Below are 20,478 nucleotides of genomic sequence, written 5' to 3'. Positions count from 1 at the left end.
TAAATCTAATTTACTATGTTAAAAAACTACTCCTTTTTAGTCATTCCAGCGCTGTTCCTCATTGTTTTAACTTCCTGTAAGAAGGAGGGAGACCCTCCTGTTTCAGCAGAAGAAAAGAATGTGTGGGTTACCAAACCCAGCTTTCCCGGCACGGGTCGGAAGGAAGCGGTCAGTTTTGTGATCGGGGATAAATTATACTTAGGAAGTGGGTTTGGAATGGAAAATAATGCCCAGCAATTCCTACGGGATTTTTGGCAGTATAATGCCTCCACCACTTCCTGGGTCCGCATAGCCGACTTCCCAGGAGGGGTCGTGGGTCAAGCCATCAGCTTTTCGATGAACGGAAAAGGTTATTTGGGACTTGGCTATCGCTTGGATTGTCCTCCCGCGGGCGGTATTTGCGATCACGTCTACTACCGAGATCTTTGGGCCTACACCCCTCAGACCAATTCCTGGGAGAAAGTGGTTACTTTTGACATAGGTGAGTTTGATTCCTCCCTGGGTGGAACGGCCTTTGTCATCGGCAACAAGGCCTACATTCAGAACCGAAATAACCTCTGGGAATTTGATCCGTTCACCAATACCCTTACTCCCAAGAAGAATTTGCCGGATATCCTACATTATGCCGTTAGCTTTGCCATTGGCGATAAAGGATACATTGGGACAGGATTCAATGGTTCTTCGCATAAAGAATTGTATGAGTATAACCCCACCACTGATCAATGGACGCAAAAAGCCAGTTTAGGAGGAGGAGCCCGTTATGGAGCTGTTGGGTTTGCCTTGAACGGGTTGGGATACATTGGCGGGGGCATCGAAGGAGAATATACCAATCAGGGCACTTACAAAGACTTCTGGCAGTATAACCCCTCAGCCGACTCCTGGAAGAAGGTGGAGGATTATTCGGGAGAGGGAAAATTCGAGGCTATAGCTGATGTGGTCAATGGGAAAGCCTATGTTGGCACGGGGGATAATAGAAGTAGCAGCAAAGTTACCTTTGAGAATGATTTTTGGGAGTACGTTCTTAAGTAAGAACAACTTCCGCTAACAAATAAGGCTTCATGTGGTCGGCACGACCGGACATGAAGCCGGTGTTGCACGGAACCGGGCTGGTTTAGGGTAGTTTTACTATGGGGAAAGCATAGGAAAAGGGCAACCTTGGCAAGTCTTATGAGGAAAGCACTTTTGCAGCAAAAAGTGCTTTTTAGTTATCGGGGTAATTCAGAGAGACCCTGAGCAACCGATACAAAAGGAAAATAGGCTTGTTTTGGACGGCTATTCTTGCTAGGAAAGGCAATAGCCGAACCACCTTGCTTTTGGAAAGCAGGCAAGCCCTCTCAGACAGCACTGGTCTGAAAGAGAAAAGTAGCTAAGCTCAGGTCCCTACCTGAAAGGGCAACTGCTCTGTGGGTCCGGCTCTGGTGAAGTAGCCTATAATGACCATCGTCGGTGTGTTGCAAGCCGGACAGCAAAGCGGATCTACATTTAACTTTTCTTTGGCTTTCTGCTTTTTTTCTTCTGGAGTTAAAGTCACCAAACATTTTCCAAAGCTTGCCATCAGCGAGGGCAGGGCAGAGACTTTGGTTTTTGCACTGAGAAACCCAAAGTGGCGTATGCGGACAAAACCCTTCGGGAGAATATGCAGGGAAAAACGCCGGACAAACTCTAGGGCAGTCAACGTGAGTTGCTTTTTGGCTCCTTTTTGCCGGTAATCTTTGTAGGCGAAGGTGACTTTGCCATCCTGATGGGACAGCAGGCGGTGATTAGAGATGGCAATCTTATGGGTATATCTACCCAGATATTCAATCACCTGCTTAGGGCCAAAGAAGGGCCTTTTGGCATATACTACCCACTCTTTTGAAAATAAGGGGATAAAGAAGCTTTGCCCTAGGGTTGGAAACTGTTTTCTTATTCCTTTAACAAACTTAGCTCGAAAGACCTTGCTCAACGCTTTAACAGGAAACGGACCAGCAGACGTTGTCAGCATCGGGTCCTGAAACTTTCCTTGGCTTCTGGCCCTTTTCCATTTCCCACTGCCGGTGATGCCGCCACCGGGCACGATGCAATGCAGATGGGGATGGAGCGAGAGGTTCTGCCCCCAGGTATGTAAGATAGCGATCATAGTGGATCAAACTCGATCCACTTGCTTTGGCACTCAGATGTTTAGGGTCTGCCGCAAAGGTTTGTATGGTCTGCCAGGCAGCTTGAAAAAGCAGGTTGTAGACTTTTGCCGGATAGGCAAGGGCTAAGGGGTTGATGCTGTCAGGTAAGGTAAAGACTACATGAAAGTAAGAGACAGGCAACAATTCTGCTTCTCTGGAAAGCATCCACTCTTCTTTCTGCAAGTTCTGGCATTTAGGACAATGCCGGTTGCGGCAGGAGTTATAGGAAATACGTAGTAATCCACACGCTGAGCAGGCATCTAGATGTCCACCTAACGAAGCGGTTCGGCATCTTGCTAGCGCATCTAAGGTGCGTAATTGATAGGAATTGAAATGCGTAGAGTTACAAAGAGTAAGCCAATGGCTTTGCAGGAGCTGAGCTAGTTCAAAAGCCGGCCTCACGATTGATAGAGCGTGTCTAAGGGGCAATGAGACAGCACAGGTTTGATACGGGCAATGTGCAGGTAGACAAGGGTGGTTTCAATAGCTTCATGGCCAAGGAGTTCTTTGATAGAGAGGATATCGATGCCATCTTCCAGCAAGTGAGTGGCATAGGAATGGCGCAGGGTATGGACACAGATAGGTTTGAGAATCTTTGCTTTTTTGACAGCTTCTTTCAATGGCCACTGCACACCTCTTTCCGATAGGGGAGAACGGTAGTCTTTGCCATTGAACAAGTAGTGTCTGGGTCTTTCTGCATCCAGATAGGTTTTGATTCCTCGGCATAGCATCGATCTCAAAGGCACGTAGCGGTCTTTACGTCCTTTTCCTTGGCGGATGTGGAGCATACCCCGGTCTAAATCCACATCTTTGATCTGCAGGTTTCTCACCTCGCTGCAACGCAGGCCACAGCCATAAATGATAGCCAGTAAGAGGCGGTGTTTTAAAAGCGTAGGGGCTTTAAGCAAAGCCTTGACTTCGGCTTTGCTCAAGACAGCCGGCAGCTTTTTATCCCTTTTGAGAGAGGGCAGTTCAATAGCCCGTTCATCAAGCCCCTCTAGGCGGAAGAGAAAGCGCAGGCCATAAACAGCATGTTTGAAATAGGAATCCGAAGGAGCTTTTTGGGACTTGATCAAAAACAGATAGTCCTCAATCTGTTCGGCATCCAGGGCTGTGGGCAGGCAATTGTAGTGCAGGGCAATATGAGCCATGTGCCGGCTGTAATTTTCCAAGGTGCTTAGGCTTTTACCTGAAATGACCATCTTTTTTTCCAGGCGGTTGTACAGTTCTGCGAAACCTGCTACATTTAAACAGGCTCTGGCTACAAGGGTAGCCTCATGAGTGTGAGAAGTTTGCATAAGTGTTGGTTTACTTTTTTGCAAACTTCTCTATTTACTCTGCAAAAGCTACCGTAGGTTTAGTGCAACATCGGCCACAACCGGTCAGCACGCTGCTGAAGCGCAGTGCTAACGCATCGAGCCACGCCGCTGGGTGGCTTTGTTCCGAAATCTATGAGTAAGTCAAATGTTTTTAGCTATATTTTATCCAATTTCTCTACATACGGTGTACCTCTTTTGACCACAGCTACAATCTTATGCAAGAGCTTATTCTGGACAGCATTCAGTACACTCATTTTGGGCTTGCCTTCTGCCACCTTTCGCTTAAAATACGCTTTCAGTTCGCCATTGTATTGGATACTATTCATCGAGACCAGGTGCAAGATCCGTTTGAGTTCTTTGTTGGCAAACTTGGATACCCCTGTTTTGCCAAACACACTTGTGCCACTTCTATACTCGAATGGAGCTACCCCACAATAACAGGCAAGTTTTCTCCCATCTTCCATTTTAGTAAAGCCCTGGGTGTAAACCAGAAGGGTAATAGCTAAAACTTTACCCACTCCTTTAATAGAAGTAACTAGATCGTACTTTTTCTTTAAGGCTTCATCTTGCTCGATAAATTCACTGATCTTTTCTTCTACCTGCTCTAAGCTCTTTTCTAATCCACGAATCGCATCCCGGTTAAGCTGTTGTATGGTTTTACCGGAAGCAGTATCGACAGAAAGTAATTCATTGACAGTGGTTTTGATACTTTTTAATGCTTTTAGTAGCCGGTTACGACTGATCTGTAAGTCTTTCAACTTTTCCAGTGTTAGTCCACTTAGATTCACTAAAATGGCTTTGTCTTGATGTAGGAAAGCATATTTGGGAATGCGTGTGAATCATTCTCGATTCACTTGAATCTATTTTATCGTCTTTTCCTCTGGCAAGGCCAATACTGCGCTTCATTTGCAAGGGTGTTTCTAACCAGACAGCGACTTGCCTACTTAACAAGTAATGGACCAGTCTTCTAGTGTATAATCCGGTATGCTCCATACAATAGAGTGTATCGGACTCAAGTTCACAGCCATATTGTTTTAACCAAAGTTTCATCTTTTGAAAACCTTGCATATTATTGTTGAATTTCTGATAGCAGAGTTGTTTATCTGCTACTCGGATCAAGCATACATCTAAGCTCTCCTTAGAAATATCTGTGCCTATGATAAAAGCATAAGTTTGAGGGTGAGCAAATGTGTTCATACTGTTGAAAGTAATAGTGAGACATGCATCGAAACCTTGATACTGGGCCTGGAAACCCGAAAATCTATATGATTCTTTCTCACAGAAAAAACGACCGGACTGAATCGGACCATAGGACCTGACCGCCTTATTAGCGCCTAGTGCACCGGCCGCCTATTTGTGGATAAGATGGATAACCCTTCGGGTTACCCACTTACCCACAAATGTTACAACAATGGTTTTTATTGTATCAATCTCTTTGAATTGTTATATTGACCTAATCTAAAGATTGGTGGCAAGTAAAAACAGAAATATAAAAGCAAGTCTAATGACTGTAAAATAGTAAAAAAGATAAAAGCATGCTGCTAACTATTGTAATAGGAGTTATTCTGTATACTGTCTTTTTGCAAATAAAGTCAGAGTTGAGTATCGTTTCTTCAATAATCTACCCATCACTTCACTTAGTTATTTGTTGTTTTTTGACATTAGCTTCAATAGTATCCTTATTTTATATCGATTATGATCAAGGAGACAAATATTTAAGAAGTATTCCATTAGTAATATTTCTTCTTTCTCTGCTAATCTACCGACATTGGATTAAGTTAAAAATAAAGCAACTTGTTGACAGTAACGCAAACTATTTGTATACCTACAGTACCTATCTATTTGTGTTGGCTTTCGCCCTCTTCTTATATATGCCTGATGGCATAAATGGGCGCAAACTCTTCTATACTGGCATCAAACCCATAATTTTCAGAACCTAGCCATAATTCCAGATGCTCTAATTGAGGAAGTTGTGCGTTACCTATTTCTCTAATTACTGCGGTGGGTAAACCGCCTGTTTCTATTATTAGTTTATTCAACTGGTTATGCGAAAGTTTTCCTAAGCGTAAGCCTTCGCCACCTCTTATCTGAAAAAGTTCAAGTTTAGGAAAAGCTGTAAAAAGTGGTTCTACATTGCTTTGCTGAATCCAGGAAATTTCCTGCTCTTCATACGTAATATCACCTATAAATAAAGCAGTAAGGTTAGACAAAATGTCTTTGTTGACTACTAGGCTATCCACAACAATGCTTGAGTTAACCGAACTGTCAAAATCATATGCCCCTATAATGAGTTCTTTTACCTGCGAAGCATTCGGGTGTTGACAAAAGCTTTCAATTAGCCCGGTGATTGATCTACCTTTATCAAAATCTTCATAATCCAGGCGTAAGCGGTATACAACTTCATCCAGTTCAGTAATACCTTCTGCAGCAGAAAAATCCACAACCGATTTGCCATTAAAAGTTTCAAGATTGTCAGAAATAGTCATATTCAGATTAAATGTTTAGGTTGAGTAAGTAAATTATAAAAATATACCACAGGATTAGAAGAATACTGGCTGTTATTTATTCAATTATGCCGTTAAGAGTAGGTACTCTTCTTTACCTATAACTTTCTTTTCAAGAGTTGTAATCACAGTTTGTAGACTTGCTGTAGATTTCCAAACGCTCAGTTGATGGATAATTGTTGTATTTCGGATAATAGATTTATTGAGTGAAAGTATTTCCAAATAAAGTTGGAGGAGTTTTTTATGATTGTGGATAGGTGTGTCCAGAAGTTGGGTAAGTAAAGCGGTAATCATGTTTTCTAATGCTTTAGTATGCTTTCCTGAAATACCCATCATGTTACTGTTTATCAAATCTATCAACCGTTTCAAAGGGGCAAATTCAATGCTTTCATGCTTACCCAGAATTTCACCTACCAGTTCACTATTGATTGAATTCTTATGTATGCCTTCCACCCAGATGGCTGCGGCATAGGAGCGGACTGTTTTATCGGAATTCAGCATACAAGCGGCTACAAATAGATGGGCCATTTCACCAAATTCTTTCCAGATACCCAGTAAGCATTCCAGCGTGTTAATGAGCAATTTTGTGTCTCCTGCTTCTCCATAGCTTGGATACTTCAAGCATTTGTTCGCAATTTGTGCAAGTATAGGCTCAGGGTTATGAGGAATAAGTAATAGCAACCTTTTAATGTCATTGTGCTCTACCGACAGATATTGATCCTTGATCTTCAAATGCTCATAAAATAACTTTTCATCTTCACTTTTAGCAGTGAAAAATTTAAGAATTGTGCTCAACCCTATTTGTCTCTTACCGGTAGCCTTACTGTCTATCTCCAATAGTTTTCTTGTATCATGCACTAGTACTGTTTTCCGGTTTACATAGTCATATCTATCATAAGTGTAGGCCTCAACATACGTTTTCCAGGAATGCTGACCAGACAGAAAATTTCTTGATAACTCTGTGCAAGTGAAATGAGCAAACTCCTCGTGTGTTTTTAGAGGAGATTTGGTAAGGGCAGCAACCATCCACAGAACTTGTTGTGTAAGTGGCCCATGTGGTCGGGATTCTCTTACTAATAGAAATTTAATCAGTTCTCTGTATTCACCTGAGAGCTTACTTGTAGCTTCCTGTAATGCTTCTTCCATATTCTCAAAAGCACATCTGGAAAGGGCGATCTGAAAGTCTATTGGCTCTGGCACTACTCCTTTGTTCTGGTACTGGCTTAACCGCTTAATCAATGCTACCGGAGCAATCCATCCTGGCGTATGCGTTGGTGTAGACAAAAGTGGTAATGTACTGCCTGTTATAATCTTAGCTAATGCAGCTAACAGTAACTGTTTGTATGGCTCATACATCGTATCATTATTGTATGTCTTCCAGTCGTGTAATTTGCCTATTCTCAAATTATAGAAGGACCATTGCTTGAGATAGCCTTCGTCTTTAGCCGTATATTTTGAGTGAAGTTCCTGGATTGATTTTGTCTCATGGGGATATTTCTTAACTAACCATCTTCCATAGTCAATAAAGAATGTAGCCAGCAGGTGATCCAGGTGGCCACTTGTACTTTGCCAACCTTCTAAAACTATCTTATATGCCCTTTGAAAAGCAGAAGCTAACTTGGCAATGGCATCGCCTTTTATCTCATTTTGTAAATTAATCAGTGCAGCAGGTAATACATCCACATGAAACGATTCGTTGTTATCAAAAGCCTGGCTAACCAGGTAGATCAATTCATCTATAGTCTCAATTGGCTTTATCTGATTTTCTTCGCTTATCTGCACTATAGGCTGGAAAGATTCGGGTAAGCTTAGTGGAGAATCTGGTTCTGCTACGTTTTGGTGGAGGAAATGCTTAAGTATAGTTCTAGGTGTAGAGAGCATGGAATCATAATAAGGAAGTAAAGCAACTTGCAACTCAGTGTAAGAGCTATCCCCATATTTCTCAATAATAGCGGCCGCTTTTGTTTGTAAGTCTTCTTCTCTATGGATAAATACTTGGCTAGAAACTAAGCATATTTGCTCTCTACTACCGGGATGTTTTTTTGCTAACTTTTCTAAAATACTAAGTGTAGCAGATAGAATAGTTTTTGTTTTGGAAGAAAGCAGCAGGGGCACGTAATCTAAAAATCTCTGGCTATCAAATCTTGCTTGTTGTGCTAATATTTTACAATACTGCAAGCTTGTGGTAATGGGTTTGCTATGGGGAGAATTAAAGGTAGCAAACAGTTCCACTTGTAATCCTATTAACTCTTCTTTATCAGGTGCTAAAGCAGTAAATAATTGAGCAAACCAGCCGGATAAAGTTTTATTGAAGTTTTTACAAGTAGCCAGTAAAGATTCTTTAAGTAATCTCTGACGGTCTATTTTTCCTTCATCAGATAAGCTTATCAAGGTAAAGATCCAGCTCGTTTGGTCACTAACTAATTCCTGATCAAACCGCATATATCTATTACTCCAATTAATGTTTGACTCAAGCTCAAACAGATACCAGATGTGCTCCTTAAGTGTGACTTCACTAGCAAGCAGATGCTCAGGTTTGTATTGCCAGTCATTTTTATTGTCGCTTCGCTCATAAATACTTTGAGGAAGTACTTTCACAAGTAATTCTTTTTGTGGAACGATAAAACCTTTATCTGCTAGTTCCATTAACCGTTGGTAAGTCAACTGATAGTGCATAAAATTGGCTTGTCTATAGCCATTGATGTAGCTGCTTAGCCAATCCGGGCAATACCATTCTAGTATATCTTCCAACATACGATTGTTCAGAATATAGCCGAATGTATCATGTTTTTTGTAGTCAGTATAATTGAAGCATACAAAAGCGGCTATTCGTAAAATTTTTTCTTGTACTGGAGATGCTTTTCGTGTATAAGAGTTTAGACTGAGAATAATAGCTGGCCTATACTCAAAATACTCCTTAGATAGTGTCTTAATATGCGGTACTAGTTCCTTTTTCTGAGCAGACGTCAGATCTTTTAGCAACGCAGGTAATTTTTGTTCCTGCTGTTTTTCTAACAGGGAGGTAAATAGTTCGAGAAGGGTCATAAGAGATACAGAGGATTTGATTAATTGATTAGTTTTTTCTTAACAGCCAGCAGGTGTTTACATACACCTCTTTCTCCCTGATGCTTGCTGTACCAGGTGCAGGTGCATCTTTCCTGATCTCCTTCTAAAACCACTACATGCTTTACACCACTTCCCTCCACATTAGCTTCAACCCTGGTATCTGTCCTGGAAAGGATTTCCACTTTTCCTTCTTCCAGCAATTTCTCTGCTTCTTTCAATCTAGGATTTAAGCTCAAAATCCTTCCCAACTTATAAGGCAATCTTCTATAGAAAAAATGATTCTCATCCAGGTCGTACCCTAATAAACCCATCGCAGACAGACGGCTAGTTAAGTTGCCTACGGTTTTTAAATCTACACCTTCATTGATAGCAAACAGGGTTGAATTGAATGCTTGATTAATATAGCTGTATTTATCAATTGCATCTATCCACTCATCAGGGACATCTTCTATAAGTGATTCAAGTGCAGCGCCTTCCCCTGAAAATCCCCGCCAGGCATCTCTGGAGATCGATAAGCAAAAGCGCACATTTCCAAAATACAATTGCCAGTTGGTAGATTGCATATCAGGATGGGGAAATACACAGAGCTTATCAATATGAGGCAGCAGCGGTTCCAGCAGCTTTAACCTGTGCGCACCTCCAATACATACTGAGTAAGTGGATTTTACAGGTGAGAATACCGGTGTGTTTCCACGCATCTGCAGATAGTAATCTGTTTTAGGTTTACCATTCGGCATGCTCTGAAAAAGCTGAAGGGCTTGTATGCGGTTAAATGAAAGTACTTTTTCAGACTGGGATAGATAGAGTTGTACAGTAGTGAGACCTTTTATCCACTTAGTAGGCAATGGCACTTTCCGCTCCACTACCTTCATATTCTCTTTATGCAAGGAGACTTCTTTCTTACCTACTGAAAGCATTACCCGTTCATTTTTTTGAATGGTGCTCAAGGCTGAGAGCATGGGCTGGTTAAAATCTACGTTAGTAGTACCGTTTTCTAAGAATTCTCCATCATAGCCTCCTGGCAATACATCTACTCTAGCATACACTCCAGCGCAATGGGAGAAACCCTCAAACCTTATTTTCTCATTTCCTGCTGTTACAATCGGGTCTTTCAACATAGCTAGTTGAAAAGGAGATAGACTAAAGCTTGACTTAACAACTGTAGACAGGGTTATTAAGCATCTGGCTGTAATGTATGGGTCCGTTAAGCTGCCCCAGAAAAAACATGGAATTTCTTTTTTTTCTACTTCGCTGTATTTAGCCAAAAATAGTTCATCCTGTAGATGTGCTTTTTGTAAAGAGGAGGGTTGATGATAAGAATAGGTAAGAGTTTCGGACATAAGTAACAAGTTTATTTCAACAGTAAGATAAATTCAACTATATACAACAAAAGTTAAATAAGAGAGAACATATATGTGAATTAACTCATATTATAAGCTTTTGAGAGTTAATGTGAGCATAAATAATAGGTATAAATATACAAAAAAATAATATAATACAACAAAATTGGTATAAAATATTTACGCGTATACATATATTGATGTATAATTAGCAAGGCTCACTTTAAGTTTCCATATGTATTTCTTGCCAGGGAATTAAATGTGCCATTTATTATTTTTCCTGTATTTTGAAATGTTGAAATGAGGCTTTTTAATTCTTAATCTAAGAGTGTAAAGCTTTTCTGATATACTTGATGACTAGTATTTACAGCTTTATTCTTCGTCAAATGGTAACCCAAACCAACCTGATTTTGATTGAAATAAATGTAAGGTTTTAAGAAAAGTAGCAATTTTCATGAGGATGAAATGCTTTATTTTTGGTTTCACCGCAAAAAGTAACAAATGCTTCTACTTGTTTTTCTGTTCTGTTTCCGAAAAAACAATAGGAGTGAGCTGATGGCAAGTATGTTGTCATTTTTGTATCACTATTAGTGTCTGCTATGAAGTACAATCCAGGATTACATATCCTTGCAGAAATTTACACGGATCAATATGCCCTACTAAGGGATTTTGAGCCTGTTAGAGCATTGTTTATAGATAAAATTCAGCAGTATGGTCTTACGAGTGTAGGCGAAGTATTTCATAGCTTCCCGGATGCAGGCTTTACAGGTGTTATTTGTCTCACAGAGTCACATATTGCTATTCATAGCTGGCCTGAGTATGGTCTAGCTACTTTTGATATATACTTGTCTAACTTTAAAAAAGACAATGACACCATTACCAGGGCTCTATTTGAGGATACACTTGCATTCTTTAAGACTACTCGCCATACACAGGAAGAAGTGAAGAGGTAGTGTTGCAAAATATAAGTATATGCCAGTAAGTTCGCTCCATTGTCCGGTTTGTGCCAAACAGATAAATTATAAAACTTCTGTTTCTTCTATACTTATTTGTCCTGGATGTGTCTGCTCTTATCAGAAGTCAGAGGGTACAGCTCAGTTTTTACAACAGGAAAAAGCTGTGCTTGAAGATATGTCTCCTTTGCGATTAGGCACAATGGGTCAGTTTGAAGACAAACCATTTGAAGTGATCGGTCGGATACAATATAGCTTCGAAAAATTTTACCGCAACCTATGGGCAGTATTGTTTTCTGAAAGGGCGTATGGCTGGTTAGCGGAAGCTTATGGAGACTATATGATGCTGCAACGCAAAGAGTTTTTACTCAATGCATCGGTCGTTGCAAAGTTAAAAGCAGGCAGAACGCTTGAGTTGCCAGATAACAAAAGCTATGAGGTAGAGCGGGTAGACATAAACGAGACTATATACATGGAAGGAGAGTTGCCTGAACATAGTAAAGAAAATATCAGATTTACGAGTGTAGAACTGAGCACAGATAATCATCAGAAAGCACTTATTCATTTGCTTGCTCACTACAAGACGACCGTTTATACCGGCCAACTAGTGCCATTTAAAAGATTTAATTTTAAACACTTACGGGATCTGCGTGACTGGATTTAAATTAACAAGCACCGAAACATTGCCTTCTCCGGCAGTAATTACTTGTAAAGGGTGCTCAGCTACTATACATATTAGAGCTTACCTACAAACGAAGTATGTTGCCTGTGGCTCTTGCAGAAAGCTTTATACCCTTACTTCAACTGACCACTGGAGCACGCTGACGAGCTTCAAAAAAACGACTACCAGCCCCTACCTGCCCGTAGGAAAAAAAGGAAAATTGAAAGGAGTGGTATATGAAGTTATCGGATATATCCAGTGGAAGGAGGTAGGGCCGGATTATTACTGGAATGAGTATACTTTATTTAATCCGGTGTATGGCTATGCTTTTTTGAATGAGTACAATGGGCACTGGAACTATATTGTACCTACGAATATCTATCCAAAGGTAAGTGACAGAAGCATGGAGTTTGACTTTGACTCCCACTATTACCACTTATTCCTCAAATACAGAGCTACTCCGGTTTTTGCAGTTGGAGAGTTTGCCTGGAGTATTACAGATACCCGTACGGTCGTAGAAGAGTTTATTGCCCCGCCTTATTTGCTTGTTAAGCAGAAAAAAACGGATAGTATTACCTGGTTTCAAGGAGAATATACAGAGCCAGAACAAATTCGGGAGGCATTTTCTATAAAAGCTCCTGCACCAGAAAAAATAGGCATTGGTGCAGCTCAGCCTATGCCGTTTGCTACGGATATATCATCCCTGAAAATTTTTTCGATTGTGGCAGTATTGCTTTTAACTATTATTCACTTCTTTATTACTTTCAATGTTAAAGAGGAAGAGGTCTTCCGGAATACGTATCATGCACCTGCTTATAAGGACCCTACACCTGTGGTTACTTCCCAATTTACTATAAAAGAAGGTCTATTTTCAACTTCTAACATGGAATTCTATTTATTCGCACCCTTAAACGATGACTGGCTGGAAGCAGAAGTTACCTTAATTAACGATGATACAGGAGAAGAATTTCAAATAGAAATAGGGACAGAGTTTTATGACGGATACGACGGAGGCCAGTACTGGTCAGAGGGAAGCCAGTCTTCCACCAGGTTCTTATCTGCCATCCCTGCTGGCAACTACCATTTAAATATATTTCCTTTGAAAGGGAGCCTAAGCCAGGAATATAATTATACACTGAAACTCACTAGGAATGTACCCATGTGGTCGAATTTCTTTATCATACTGCTAATCCTCGGATTGTATCCTGCTATTCAGTGGTGGCGGGCAGATAGTTTTGAAAAACAACGCTGGATTAATAGTGAATATACAATATGAACAAAAGCACCCTTTTACGAGCAAAGTATTACCTGGCTTTTGTACTGTTAATGCTGGGCATTTATGTGTATGCTGGCCTTACCGGAAAACGCTTTACCGGGTCAGATGCATCGAATTGGTCGCCACGTGAGCAAAAGGGCTATCATAAATAAATACAATATATATGCAAGAAATTATCAACCTGAAGTATGTAGCAGGAGCCTTTATCTACTCCTTTATCGGTATTTTCATTCTCTTTATTTCTTTCTGGATTGCTGAAAAAGTAACGCCGGAAGATCTATGGAAAGAGATTTTAGTAAAGCAGAATAAAGCCTTAGCCATTATTGCTGCTGCCTTTATTGTTGCCGTGTCCGTCATTGTGGCCTCTGCTATTCATGGATAACACATAATGCATTCTGTGATATAGACCCCCTACTACATTTTACTTACAACCTATTTATCCTTGGAAAATAAGCAAATCCCCCTTTTACTGTTGCTATCAGTGTTTGTGGTAGCTACCTGTGGGTTAATTTATGAATTAGTGGCCGGTACTTTGGCCAGTTATCTGTTGGGAGACTCAGTTACCCAGTTTTCTACAATTATTGGGGTTTACCTGTTCTCAATGGGAATTGGCTCCTATCTGTCTAAGTTCTTTAACCGCAACCTGATTGGCTGGTTCATTCAGATTGAAATACTGGTAGGGCTCATTGGTGGTACCAGCTCTTCTTTATTGTTTCTGCTCTTTGAACAGGTAGAATCTTTCCGGATACTGCTTTATTTATTAGTCTCTCTAACGGGCACGCTTGTTGGGCTAGAAATTCCCCTGCTAATGCGGATTCTACAAGGCCGGTTTGAATTCAAAGACCTCGTATCGCAAGTCTTTACCTTCGATTATATAGGCGCTTTGCTGGCATCTATTATCTTTCCCTTGTTACTTGTGCCCAATCTTGGGCTGATAAAAACCTCTTTTTTCTTTGGAATACTCAATGTATTGGTAGCCTTGATTGTAGCTGTTAAGTTTGAAAAAGAAACCAGTTGGGCAAAGTTTCTGAAAATAAGCTCACTAGCCACTTTAGCGCTTCTTCTTACCGGCTTTGTGTTTTCTGAAAGAATTATGAGTTTCTCGGAGTCTTTAGCTTACCGGGATACTATCATTTATGCAAAATCTTCTCCGTATCAACGCATTATACTTACCAAAAATGACCGCGAGTTACGGTTGTTTCTCAATGGCAATCTTCAGTTCAGCTCTGCCGATGAATACCGCTACCATGAAGCACTGGTGCACCCGGCTATGCAAGGCATTAAGTCCCCCAGAAAAGTATTGGTGTTGGGTGGAGGAGATGGCCTAGCTGTACGAGAGATTCTAAAATATCATTCTGTAGTGTCTATCACCCTGGTAGATCTAGATGAGGCTATGACCAAACTGTTTTCCACTAATTCGCTTTTGCTGGATATCAATAAACAGTCACTGCTTTCTCCCAAAGTAAAAGTAATAAATGCGGATGCTTTTCAGTGGTTGAAAGAGCAGAAGGAACTGTTTGACTATATTGCAGTAGATTTTCCGGACCCTTCAAATTATTCGGTAGGTAAGTTGTATACCAATTCCCTCTATAAGCTTCTCTACCGGAGTTTAGCGCCAAAAGGAATTATTGTAGTGCAAGCTACTTCTCCCTACGTAGCACCCAAATCATTCTGGTGTGTGAATACCACTATGCAGTCGGTAGGATTTTTTACGGTTCCGTATCACACATTTGTACCCTCGTTTGGCGATTGGGGGTACATAATGGCCTTAAAAGAAAACTCTTACCAGATTCCCTCCGCCTTTTTACCAAATTTGCGCTTTATCAACAGCGAAACATTCCGGCAAATGACCATATTTCCTAAAGACATGATGGCTTTGGAAGCAGAAGTAAATAAATTAAATAATCAAGTACTGGTACATTACTTTGAGAAGGAATGGGCCTCATATCTTCAATAGTCTCTTATGATAGGTCCTTTCTCGCGACGATCGTTTTTCCGTAAAAGTGCAGCAGCATTAGCCGGACTCACCCTGCCCGGAATGCTTACTGAGTGTGCTCCGGCGACTAAACTTACAAAGGTAGCTGGTGAAATCAAAGGCGGCGCTGCCTCACTAGGACATAAACTCAGAGGAGAACATGCCTTATTTAAACAAGCGCCTTCTCAAATACTGAATTATGAATATGTGATAGTCGGAGGGGGAGTAGCGGGCTTATCTGCTGCCAGGTGGTTACAGAAAAACAATATTGATTCTTGCTGTTTGCTGGAGCTGGAATCGCATGTAGGAGGCAATGCGGCCAGTGGAAAAAATGAGGTTTCCTCTTATCCCTGGGGCGCACACTATTTACCGCTGCCTAATCTTGATCAGGAAGAATTACTAAAGTTTCTGCAGGAGACAGAAGTGATTACAGGTTTCAATGAACAAGGCTTGCCCTTTTATAATGAGTATCATTTATGTTTTGATCCAAAGGAACGATTATATATTAATGGATACTGGCAGGATAGCCTTATACCACACTTTGGTGTGCCAGAAGAGGATCAGCAGCAAATTGCCACTTTTCTGAAGTTGATGGACACCTACAGAAAACTACAAGGCTCAGATGGGAAATATGCATTTACCTTGCCAGTAGAAAATTCCTCCCAAGATAAGGAATTTCTAGAGCTTGATCAGGTAACGATGCTTGATTACTTACTTTCTCAACAGCTGGATTCTCCGTATTTACATTGGTATGTAGAGTATTGCTGCCGGGATGATTATGGAACCGCTTTAAAAGACACCTCAGCCTGGGCGGGTATACATTACTTTGCAGCCCGTAGAGGCGTGGCTGCTAATGCAGAAACCAATACCGTGCTTACCTGGCCGGAAGGTAATGGATGGCTGGTAAAGCAACTGCACAAACTCATACAATCAAAAGTTTGTACAGGCGCATTGGTATATACAATAGCTACCGAGGGTGAAGCTGTACATATTGATTTTCTGGATGTGAAAAGCCATACAACCAAAAGAATTCAGGCAAAAAAGTGCATCATGGCTTCTCCACAGTTTGTTAACCAACGTCTGCTTCCCGAAATACCCTTGCGGGATCAGAACTTCTACAGTATGTATTCTTACTCCCCTTGGGTGGTAGCCAATCTTACTCTTTCTAAACCGATGGAGCGGAAAGGAAGCCCTTTAAGCTGGGATAATGTGATTTATCAAAGCCCTGCTTTGGGATATGTACATGCAAGGCATCAACAGTTGAATAGCCATGCTGCTCAGCAGGAGAAACTTGTACTTACCTATTATTGGCCCCTGGCAGATAAAGATCCTAAAATAGCTCGTAGAGAAGCTTTGCAAAAGGGTCATGATGAATGGATACAGCTAATCATGGATGATTTAACAAAAGCCCATAAAAATATAGCACAGGTAGTAGAAAAAGTAGATATATGGTTATGGGGGCATGGCATGGTGCGGCCAACACCTGGTTTTATCTGGAGTGAAACGCGTAAAAAAGCAAGTATGCCCTTCGATAATAAAATATATTTTGCCCATTCGGATCTGGGGGGTGTGTCCCTGTTTGAAGAGGCATTTTATCAAGGTATTCGGGCAGCTAAAGAAGCATTGGGGAGTATAGCATCCTAATTAAGTGAACAATGAAAAATGTTAAGATCCATCAGCCCTGGATATACGCTGCAGCAGTAGACCTAGTTTTTATACTCTCACCACCATTTTTATCGCTGTTTATTATTTTTCTGTTGCCAGTGTACTTTCAGAATAACACTAATATGCCTTCCTGGGCGTGGCTTGTTTTGGTACTGCTTGTGGATGTAGCCCATGTGTATAGTACTCTTTACCGGACGTATTTTGATAAAGAAACATTTACTAAGCAAAGGAACACTTTAATAGGTATTCCATTTTTTGGCTGGATAGCCGGTGCAGTAGTTTATTCAATCGATGATATGCTTTTCTGGCGTTTACTAGCATACATTGCTGTTTTTCATTTTATCAGGCAGCAATATGGTTTTATGCGAATCTACTCTCGCAAAGAACAGAATGGAGGTTTAAGCAGTGGAATAAATATGGTCGCTACATATACAGCAACCTTGTACCCGATCATTTTCTGGCACGTACATACTGACCGGAATTTTAACTGGTTCATAAAAGGAGACTTCTACTTCTTTGAGTCAGAATGGCTTTCATCTATTTCTGGAATAGTTTATTGGATTATTATAGGTGTGTACCTAGCAAAAGAAACAATAACACTTGTTAAGCACCGAACGATAAATATACCCAGTAATCTGATAATCATAGGCACGTATCTATCATGGTATTTCGGCATTGTGTATTTTAATGGGGACTTAGCTTTTACACTTCTCAATGTAGTATCGCATGGGATTCCCTATATGGCCTTAGTCTGGATTTATGGCCGCAAAAAGTATCATCTCGGTTCTACTGTAGTTCCAGGAAAGATGAGTATGATTTTTACTGGTTATGGGATTCTGGTATTTCTATTGTTGATATTCCTTCTGGCTTATGTGGAAGAAGGCTTGTGGAATGCATTAGTCTGGAATGATCATCCTGAGTTATTTCAATTATTTATGGTGCTGCCTAAAACCACGGATAAGCAACTGTTGTCTTTCCTAGTGCCTTTTCTAGCGCTTCCTCAGATTACTCACTACATATTAGATGGGTTTATCTGGAAAATTTCCAAAGATTCTTATAACTGGAAGAATATAACTCTTGAGAGCGAATTAAATAAGTAGTCTGTGTATAGCACAGAGAATATGCATTAAAATCAATATTCTAATAACTAGCATATGGAATGGTAATATTTATAGCCTATTCTTTATAAAGTTTATAAATATGCTACTTAAGAGTAGAAGCCAAAAAACAGTAGGGGAAAGGGGCTATCTATTAACGGGTACTGCTTGTGCATACAGCTTAATTAGCATGACTCAGCCATTCATTTTTCCTAGCGAAACAAGGTAAAATAGGCCATTTAAAAATTATTTTTCGAGACCTATATGAGACCTGAGTGGTATAACTATTTGATATACAGTATGTATACGACTCTCTTCTAAGCAGTAGGTCTTTGGTTCGAATCCAAACGGAATCACTTCAAAAACCGCTTAATTTCGCAAATTAGGCAGTTTTTATTTTAAAAATTTCTCTGTATCCGATCTGCTGAGATTTTTTTAGGTTGTTTTTTTAATCGAAAAAGGGTGTTTTTGGGCTTTTCGCTATTAACTTTAAAAAACGATCATTTTTTCTTCAAAAGCATTATCGAACAACTTATCTGTCTAAAGTTACTATCCTTTTAATCTCTTGTTGATTTACCATTAACAACTTTTTAGTATTAGTAGTGTTGTGCAACCAGCACACCATGCAGGCCGGCAACCGGGCCGCCAAACCCGCATAGCCAGAACAGAAGGCCACGGTTTGACGGCTGCATTTGGTGCGTTATGTGTAATTCCTCTATAAGGGAAGAAATATTGATTTCTAGAGCTAACGTAGGTAGTTTTACCTTGTCCTAGGTAAGACCGATTTTTTCTCTGGTGTTCACAGCCCGTGCGTAATTCTGGTCAGAAATGTAAAAAGCCCTTCTGCTCCAACAGAAAGGCTTGAGGTGATTTCAGTGGAGGAGCTATGAGCTACCCCGTTCAGAATAGTTTCATATTAAAGATACATTTCCTTAGGACTTTTTTAATCTATTCAAAGAAAATGAAAAAGAAATCCTTGTCCATGGAAGTGATCCACCGCTATGCGGCCGGTATTGATGTAGGTAGCCGCTCCCATTATGTAGCAATAGGCCAGAACCCCGAAGACGTGCGCGAGTTTGGTGTCTACAATGAAGACCTGCAGCAACTCATCAGCTGGCTACGAGAAAATAAGATTACCACGGTAGCTATGGAATCGACAGGTACCTATTGGCAGAGCCTGTTTACTATGCTACAAGAGGCCGGCTTTGAGGTCTATCTGTGTAGTGGTAAATTCACTAAAAACATCAAAGGTAGGAAAACCGATGTACAGGATTGTCAGTGGATCCAAAAACTTCATAGCCTTGGCTTATTGACTACTAGCTTTTTACCTGATTTAGCTACGGAACAGCTTAGGACTTACTGTCGGCATCGCACTTCGCTTTTAGAAACATCGGCGATGACTACTCAGAAAATCCAGAAGTACCTGCGCCTTTTAAATCTGCGCTTAGATGTAGTAGTCAAGGATGTATGTGGACTGACAGGGTTAGCCATCATCGAAGCCATTTGTGCGGGAGAAACCAACCCAGAGGGACTGGCCTCCTTGCGTCATAGCAACTGCCGAAAATCAAAAGAAGAAATCGCCAAAGCCTTGCAGAGCAATGGCCGCAAAGATTATCTATTTGGGTTACAGCAGGAATTTGAGCTGTATAAAACTCTGCAAGCAAAGATCGAGCAATGTGATCTAGCGATTGCCAAGCTACTCAGTGAGCAGATTAATCAAGATGAAACAAAAAAGGCCTTGCAAGCAGAAGCCAAGCCGCACAAAAAGGTCAATAAGAATGCACCAAAGAATATGGATTTAAACCAGCTTTCTTACCAGTACTTTGACGGAGTAGATCTGATGCGCATCGAAGGGGTGAGTCATGCAACCGTGATTGCTTTGATGAGTGAAGTGGGCAGTGAAGGTATCAAAAAGTTTTCCTCAGCCAAGCAATTTACCTCTTGGCTCAGACTATGCCCCAATACCAAAATTAGTGGGGGGAAAGTATTAAGCAAGAAGATCGCCAAAGGCAGTACTCGCTTGAAAATTGCTCTTAGGCAAGCGGCCAATGCGATAGGCAATCTGAAGGATACCCATTTGTCTGCTTTCTTCAACCGCATCAGCTATAGAAGAGGCAGAACAGCGGCTATATCGGCCACAGCCCGTAAACTGGCAGTCATTATCTGGAATATGATTGTAAAGCATGTCCCGTATAATCCACCTAGTCAGTACTTGTTTATGGATCAGAAAAGAAAGATGAAACTCGTACAACGCATCCGAAAGAAGATTGCTAAATTAGACCTCAAGCCGGAAGATGTAGGTTTTGCTATGAGCTAAAATCAGCATCACACATGGACGTTAGTCAGAAGTAAAAATGATAGAGATAATAGGAGAGACTGTAAATTGGACTGTGTCAGGAAAAAAAAGAAGGGAGTGTAAATTAGACTGTGTCAGTTATTGTCGTTAGGCTGTGGGTATGTGGT

At 40.8% G+C, this 20,478-nt stretch carries 16 protein-coding genes and 1 pseudogene; 10 read left to right on the top strand and 7 right to left on the bottom strand.

Features of this window, described 5'->3' with window-relative positions; genetic code table 11:
- Nucleotides 1–15: 15 nt before the first annotated feature.
- Nucleotides 16–1,029 (top strand): Kelch repeat-containing protein, encoded by a 1,014-nt coding sequence (locus Q0590_RS25505; protein WP_302040461.1) that lies wholly within the window; start codon nucleotides 16–18, stop codon nucleotides 1,027–1,029.
- A 343-nt stretch (nucleotides 1,030–1,372) separates the two neighbouring features.
- Here Q0590_RS25505 and Q0590_RS25500 read toward each other — a convergent pair.
- The 7 genes and pseudogenes from Q0590_RS25500 to Q0590_RS25470 all read right to left on the bottom strand — a co-directional run bounded on the left by Q0590_RS25500 (nucleotide 1,373) and on the right by Q0590_RS25470 (nucleotide 10,388).
- Nucleotides 1,373–2,561 (bottom strand): annotated as a pseudogene (locus tag Q0590_RS25500) (IS91 family transposase).
- Entirely contained in the window at nucleotides 2,558–3,457 is a 900-nt protein-coding gene (locus Q0590_RS25495) for a tyrosine-type recombinase/integrase (protein ID WP_302040460.1), read from the bottom strand. The pseudogene Q0590_RS25500 and the gene Q0590_RS25495 overlap by 4 nt, the downstream one beginning before the upstream one ends.
- Before the next feature lie 176 nt (nucleotides 3,458–3,633).
- The gene (locus tag Q0590_RS25490; RefSeq protein WP_302040459.1) at nucleotides 3,634–4,236 is read right to left on the bottom strand and encodes a transposase; all 603 of its coding nucleotides are present in this window, start codon (nucleotides 4,234–4,236) and stop codon (nucleotides 3,634–3,636) included.
- Nucleotides 4,211–4,675 (bottom strand): IS110 family transposase, encoded by a 465-nt coding sequence (locus Q0590_RS25485; RefSeq protein ID WP_302040458.1) that lies wholly within the window; start codon nucleotides 4,673–4,675, stop codon nucleotides 4,211–4,213. Before Q0590_RS25485 ends, Q0590_RS25490 begins: the two co-directional genes overlap by 26 nt.
- Nucleotides 4,676–5,343: 668 nt before the next feature.
- Complete coding sequence (locus Q0590_RS25480; protein ID WP_302040457.1) at nucleotides 5,344–5,964, bottom strand: hypothetical protein; 621 nt, start codon at nucleotides 5,962–5,964, stop codon at nucleotides 5,344–5,346.
- Nucleotides 5,965–6,048: 84 nt separating this feature from the next.
- Nucleotides 6,049–9,027, bottom strand: coding sequence for a DUF6493 family protein (locus Q0590_RS25475; RefSeq protein ID WP_302040456.1), 2,979 nt, complete (start codon nucleotides 9,025–9,027; stop codon nucleotides 6,049–6,051).
- A 20-nt stretch (nucleotides 9,028–9,047) separates the two neighbouring features.
- A complete protein-coding gene (locus Q0590_RS25470; protein ID WP_302040455.1) occupies nucleotides 9,048–10,388 on the bottom strand; it encodes an SWIM zinc finger family protein in 1,341 nt (446 codons plus the stop codon).
- 599 nt (nucleotides 10,389–10,987) lie between these two features.
- Between Q0590_RS25470 and speD the strand changes: the two genes are divergently transcribed.
- The 9 genes from speD (at nucleotide 10,988) to Q0590_RS25425 (ending at nucleotide 20,332) form a co-directional block, all read left to right on the top strand.
- A complete protein-coding gene (gene speD, locus Q0590_RS25465; protein ID WP_302040454.1) occupies nucleotides 10,988–11,341 on the top strand; it encodes an adenosylmethionine decarboxylase in 354 nt (117 codons plus the stop codon).
- A 19-nt stretch (nucleotides 11,342–11,360) separates the two neighbouring features.
- The gene (locus tag Q0590_RS25460; protein ID WP_302040453.1) at nucleotides 11,361–12,005 is read left to right on the top strand and encodes a DUF4178 domain-containing protein; all 645 of its coding nucleotides are present in this window, start codon (nucleotides 11,361–11,363) and stop codon (nucleotides 12,003–12,005) included.
- On the top strand, nucleotides 11,992–13,278 hold the full coding sequence (locus Q0590_RS25455) for a DUF4178 domain-containing protein (RefSeq protein ID WP_302040452.1): 1,287 nt from the start codon (nucleotides 11,992–11,994) through the stop codon (nucleotides 13,276–13,278). The genes Q0590_RS25460 and Q0590_RS25455 overlap by 14 nt, the downstream gene beginning before the upstream one ends.
- On the top strand, nucleotides 13,275–13,430 hold the full coding sequence (locus Q0590_RS25450; RefSeq protein WP_302040451.1) for a hypothetical protein: 156 nt from the start codon (nucleotides 13,275–13,277) through the stop codon (nucleotides 13,428–13,430). Before Q0590_RS25455 ends, Q0590_RS25450 begins: the two co-directional genes overlap by 4 nt.
- An 11-nt stretch (nucleotides 13,431–13,441) precedes the next feature.
- The gene (locus Q0590_RS25445; protein ID WP_302040450.1) at nucleotides 13,442–13,660 is read left to right on the top strand and encodes a DUF350 domain-containing protein; all 219 of its coding nucleotides are present in this window, start codon (nucleotides 13,442–13,444) and stop codon (nucleotides 13,658–13,660) included.
- Nucleotides 13,661–13,720: 60 nt separating this feature from the next.
- Nucleotides 13,721–15,235 (top strand): polyamine aminopropyltransferase, encoded by a 1,515-nt coding sequence (locus tag Q0590_RS25440; protein WP_302040449.1) that lies wholly within the window; start codon nucleotides 13,721–13,723, stop codon nucleotides 15,233–15,235.
- 6 nt (nucleotides 15,236–15,241) lie between these two features.
- On the top strand, nucleotides 15,242–16,897 hold the full coding sequence (locus Q0590_RS25435; protein WP_302040448.1) for an FAD-dependent oxidoreductase: 1,656 nt from the start codon (nucleotides 15,242–15,244) through the stop codon (nucleotides 16,895–16,897).
- 11 nt (nucleotides 16,898–16,908) lie between these two features.
- Nucleotides 16,909–18,018 carry a hypothetical protein gene (locus Q0590_RS25430; protein ID WP_302040447.1) on the top strand — a complete coding sequence of 370 codons (1,110 nt, stop codon included), beginning with the start codon at nucleotides 16,909–16,911 and terminating at the stop codon, nucleotides 18,016–18,018.
- A 958-nt stretch (nucleotides 18,019–18,976) separates the two neighbouring features.
- Nucleotides 18,977–20,332, top strand: a complete 1,356-nt coding sequence (locus tag Q0590_RS25425) for an IS110 family RNA-guided transposase (RefSeq protein ID WP_302040446.1) — start codon at nucleotides 18,977–18,979, stop codon at nucleotides 20,330–20,332.
- The last annotated feature ends 146 nt before the right edge of the window (nucleotides 20,333–20,478 follow it).

Source organism: Rhodocytophaga aerolata, from assembly GCF_030503435.1.
Taxonomy (GTDB): Bacteria; Bacteroidota; Bacteroidia; order Cytophagales; family 172606-1; genus Rhodocytophaga; species Rhodocytophaga aerolata.
Note: the sequence above shows the minus strand (reverse complement) of the source record. Positions and strands in the feature narration are given on the sequence as shown.

Excerpts from the sequence above, each read along its gene's own strand:
- Q0590_RS25505 (WP_302040461.1), top strand. The coding sequence starts at position 16 with ATGTTAAAAAACTACTCCTTTTTAGTCATTCCAGCGCTGTTCCTCATT.
- Q0590_RS25495 (WP_302040460.1), bottom strand. The coding sequence starts at position 3,457 with ATGCAAACTTCTCACACTCATGAGGCTACCCTTGTAGCCAGAGCCTGT.
- Q0590_RS25485 (WP_302040458.1), bottom strand. The coding sequence starts at position 4,675 with ATGAACACATTTGCTCACCCTCAAACTTATGCTTTTATCATAGGCACA.
- Q0590_RS25480 (WP_302040457.1), bottom strand. The coding sequence starts at position 5,964 with ATGACTATTTCTGACAATCTTGAAACTTTTAATGGCAAATCGGTTGTG.
- Q0590_RS25475 (WP_302040456.1), bottom strand. The coding sequence starts at position 9,027 with ATGACCCTTCTCGAACTATTTACCTCCCTGTTAGAAAAACAGCAGGAA.
- Q0590_RS25470 (WP_302040455.1), bottom strand. The coding sequence starts at position 10,388 with ATGTCCGAAACTCTTACCTATTCTTATCATCAACCCTCCTCTTTACAA.
- speD (WP_302040454.1), top strand. The coding sequence starts at position 10,988 with ATGAAGTACAATCCAGGATTACATATCCTTGCAGAAATTTACACGGAT.
- Q0590_RS25460 (WP_302040453.1), top strand. The coding sequence starts at position 11,361 with ATGCCAGTAAGTTCGCTCCATTGTCCGGTTTGTGCCAAACAGATAAAT.
- Q0590_RS25450 (WP_302040451.1), top strand. The coding sequence starts at position 13,275 with ATGAACAAAAGCACCCTTTTACGAGCAAAGTATTACCTGGCTTTTGTA.
- Q0590_RS25445 (WP_302040450.1), top strand. The coding sequence starts at position 13,442 with ATGCAAGAAATTATCAACCTGAAGTATGTAGCAGGAGCCTTTATCTAC.
- Q0590_RS25435 (WP_302040448.1), top strand. The coding sequence starts at position 15,242 with ATGATAGGTCCTTTCTCGCGACGATCGTTTTTCCGTAAAAGTGCAGCA.
- Q0590_RS25430 (WP_302040447.1), top strand. The coding sequence starts at position 16,909 with ATGAAAAATGTTAAGATCCATCAGCCCTGGATATACGCTGCAGCAGTA.
- Q0590_RS25425 (WP_302040446.1), top strand. The coding sequence starts at position 18,977 with ATGAAAAAGAAATCCTTGTCCATGGAAGTGATCCACCGCTATGCGGCC.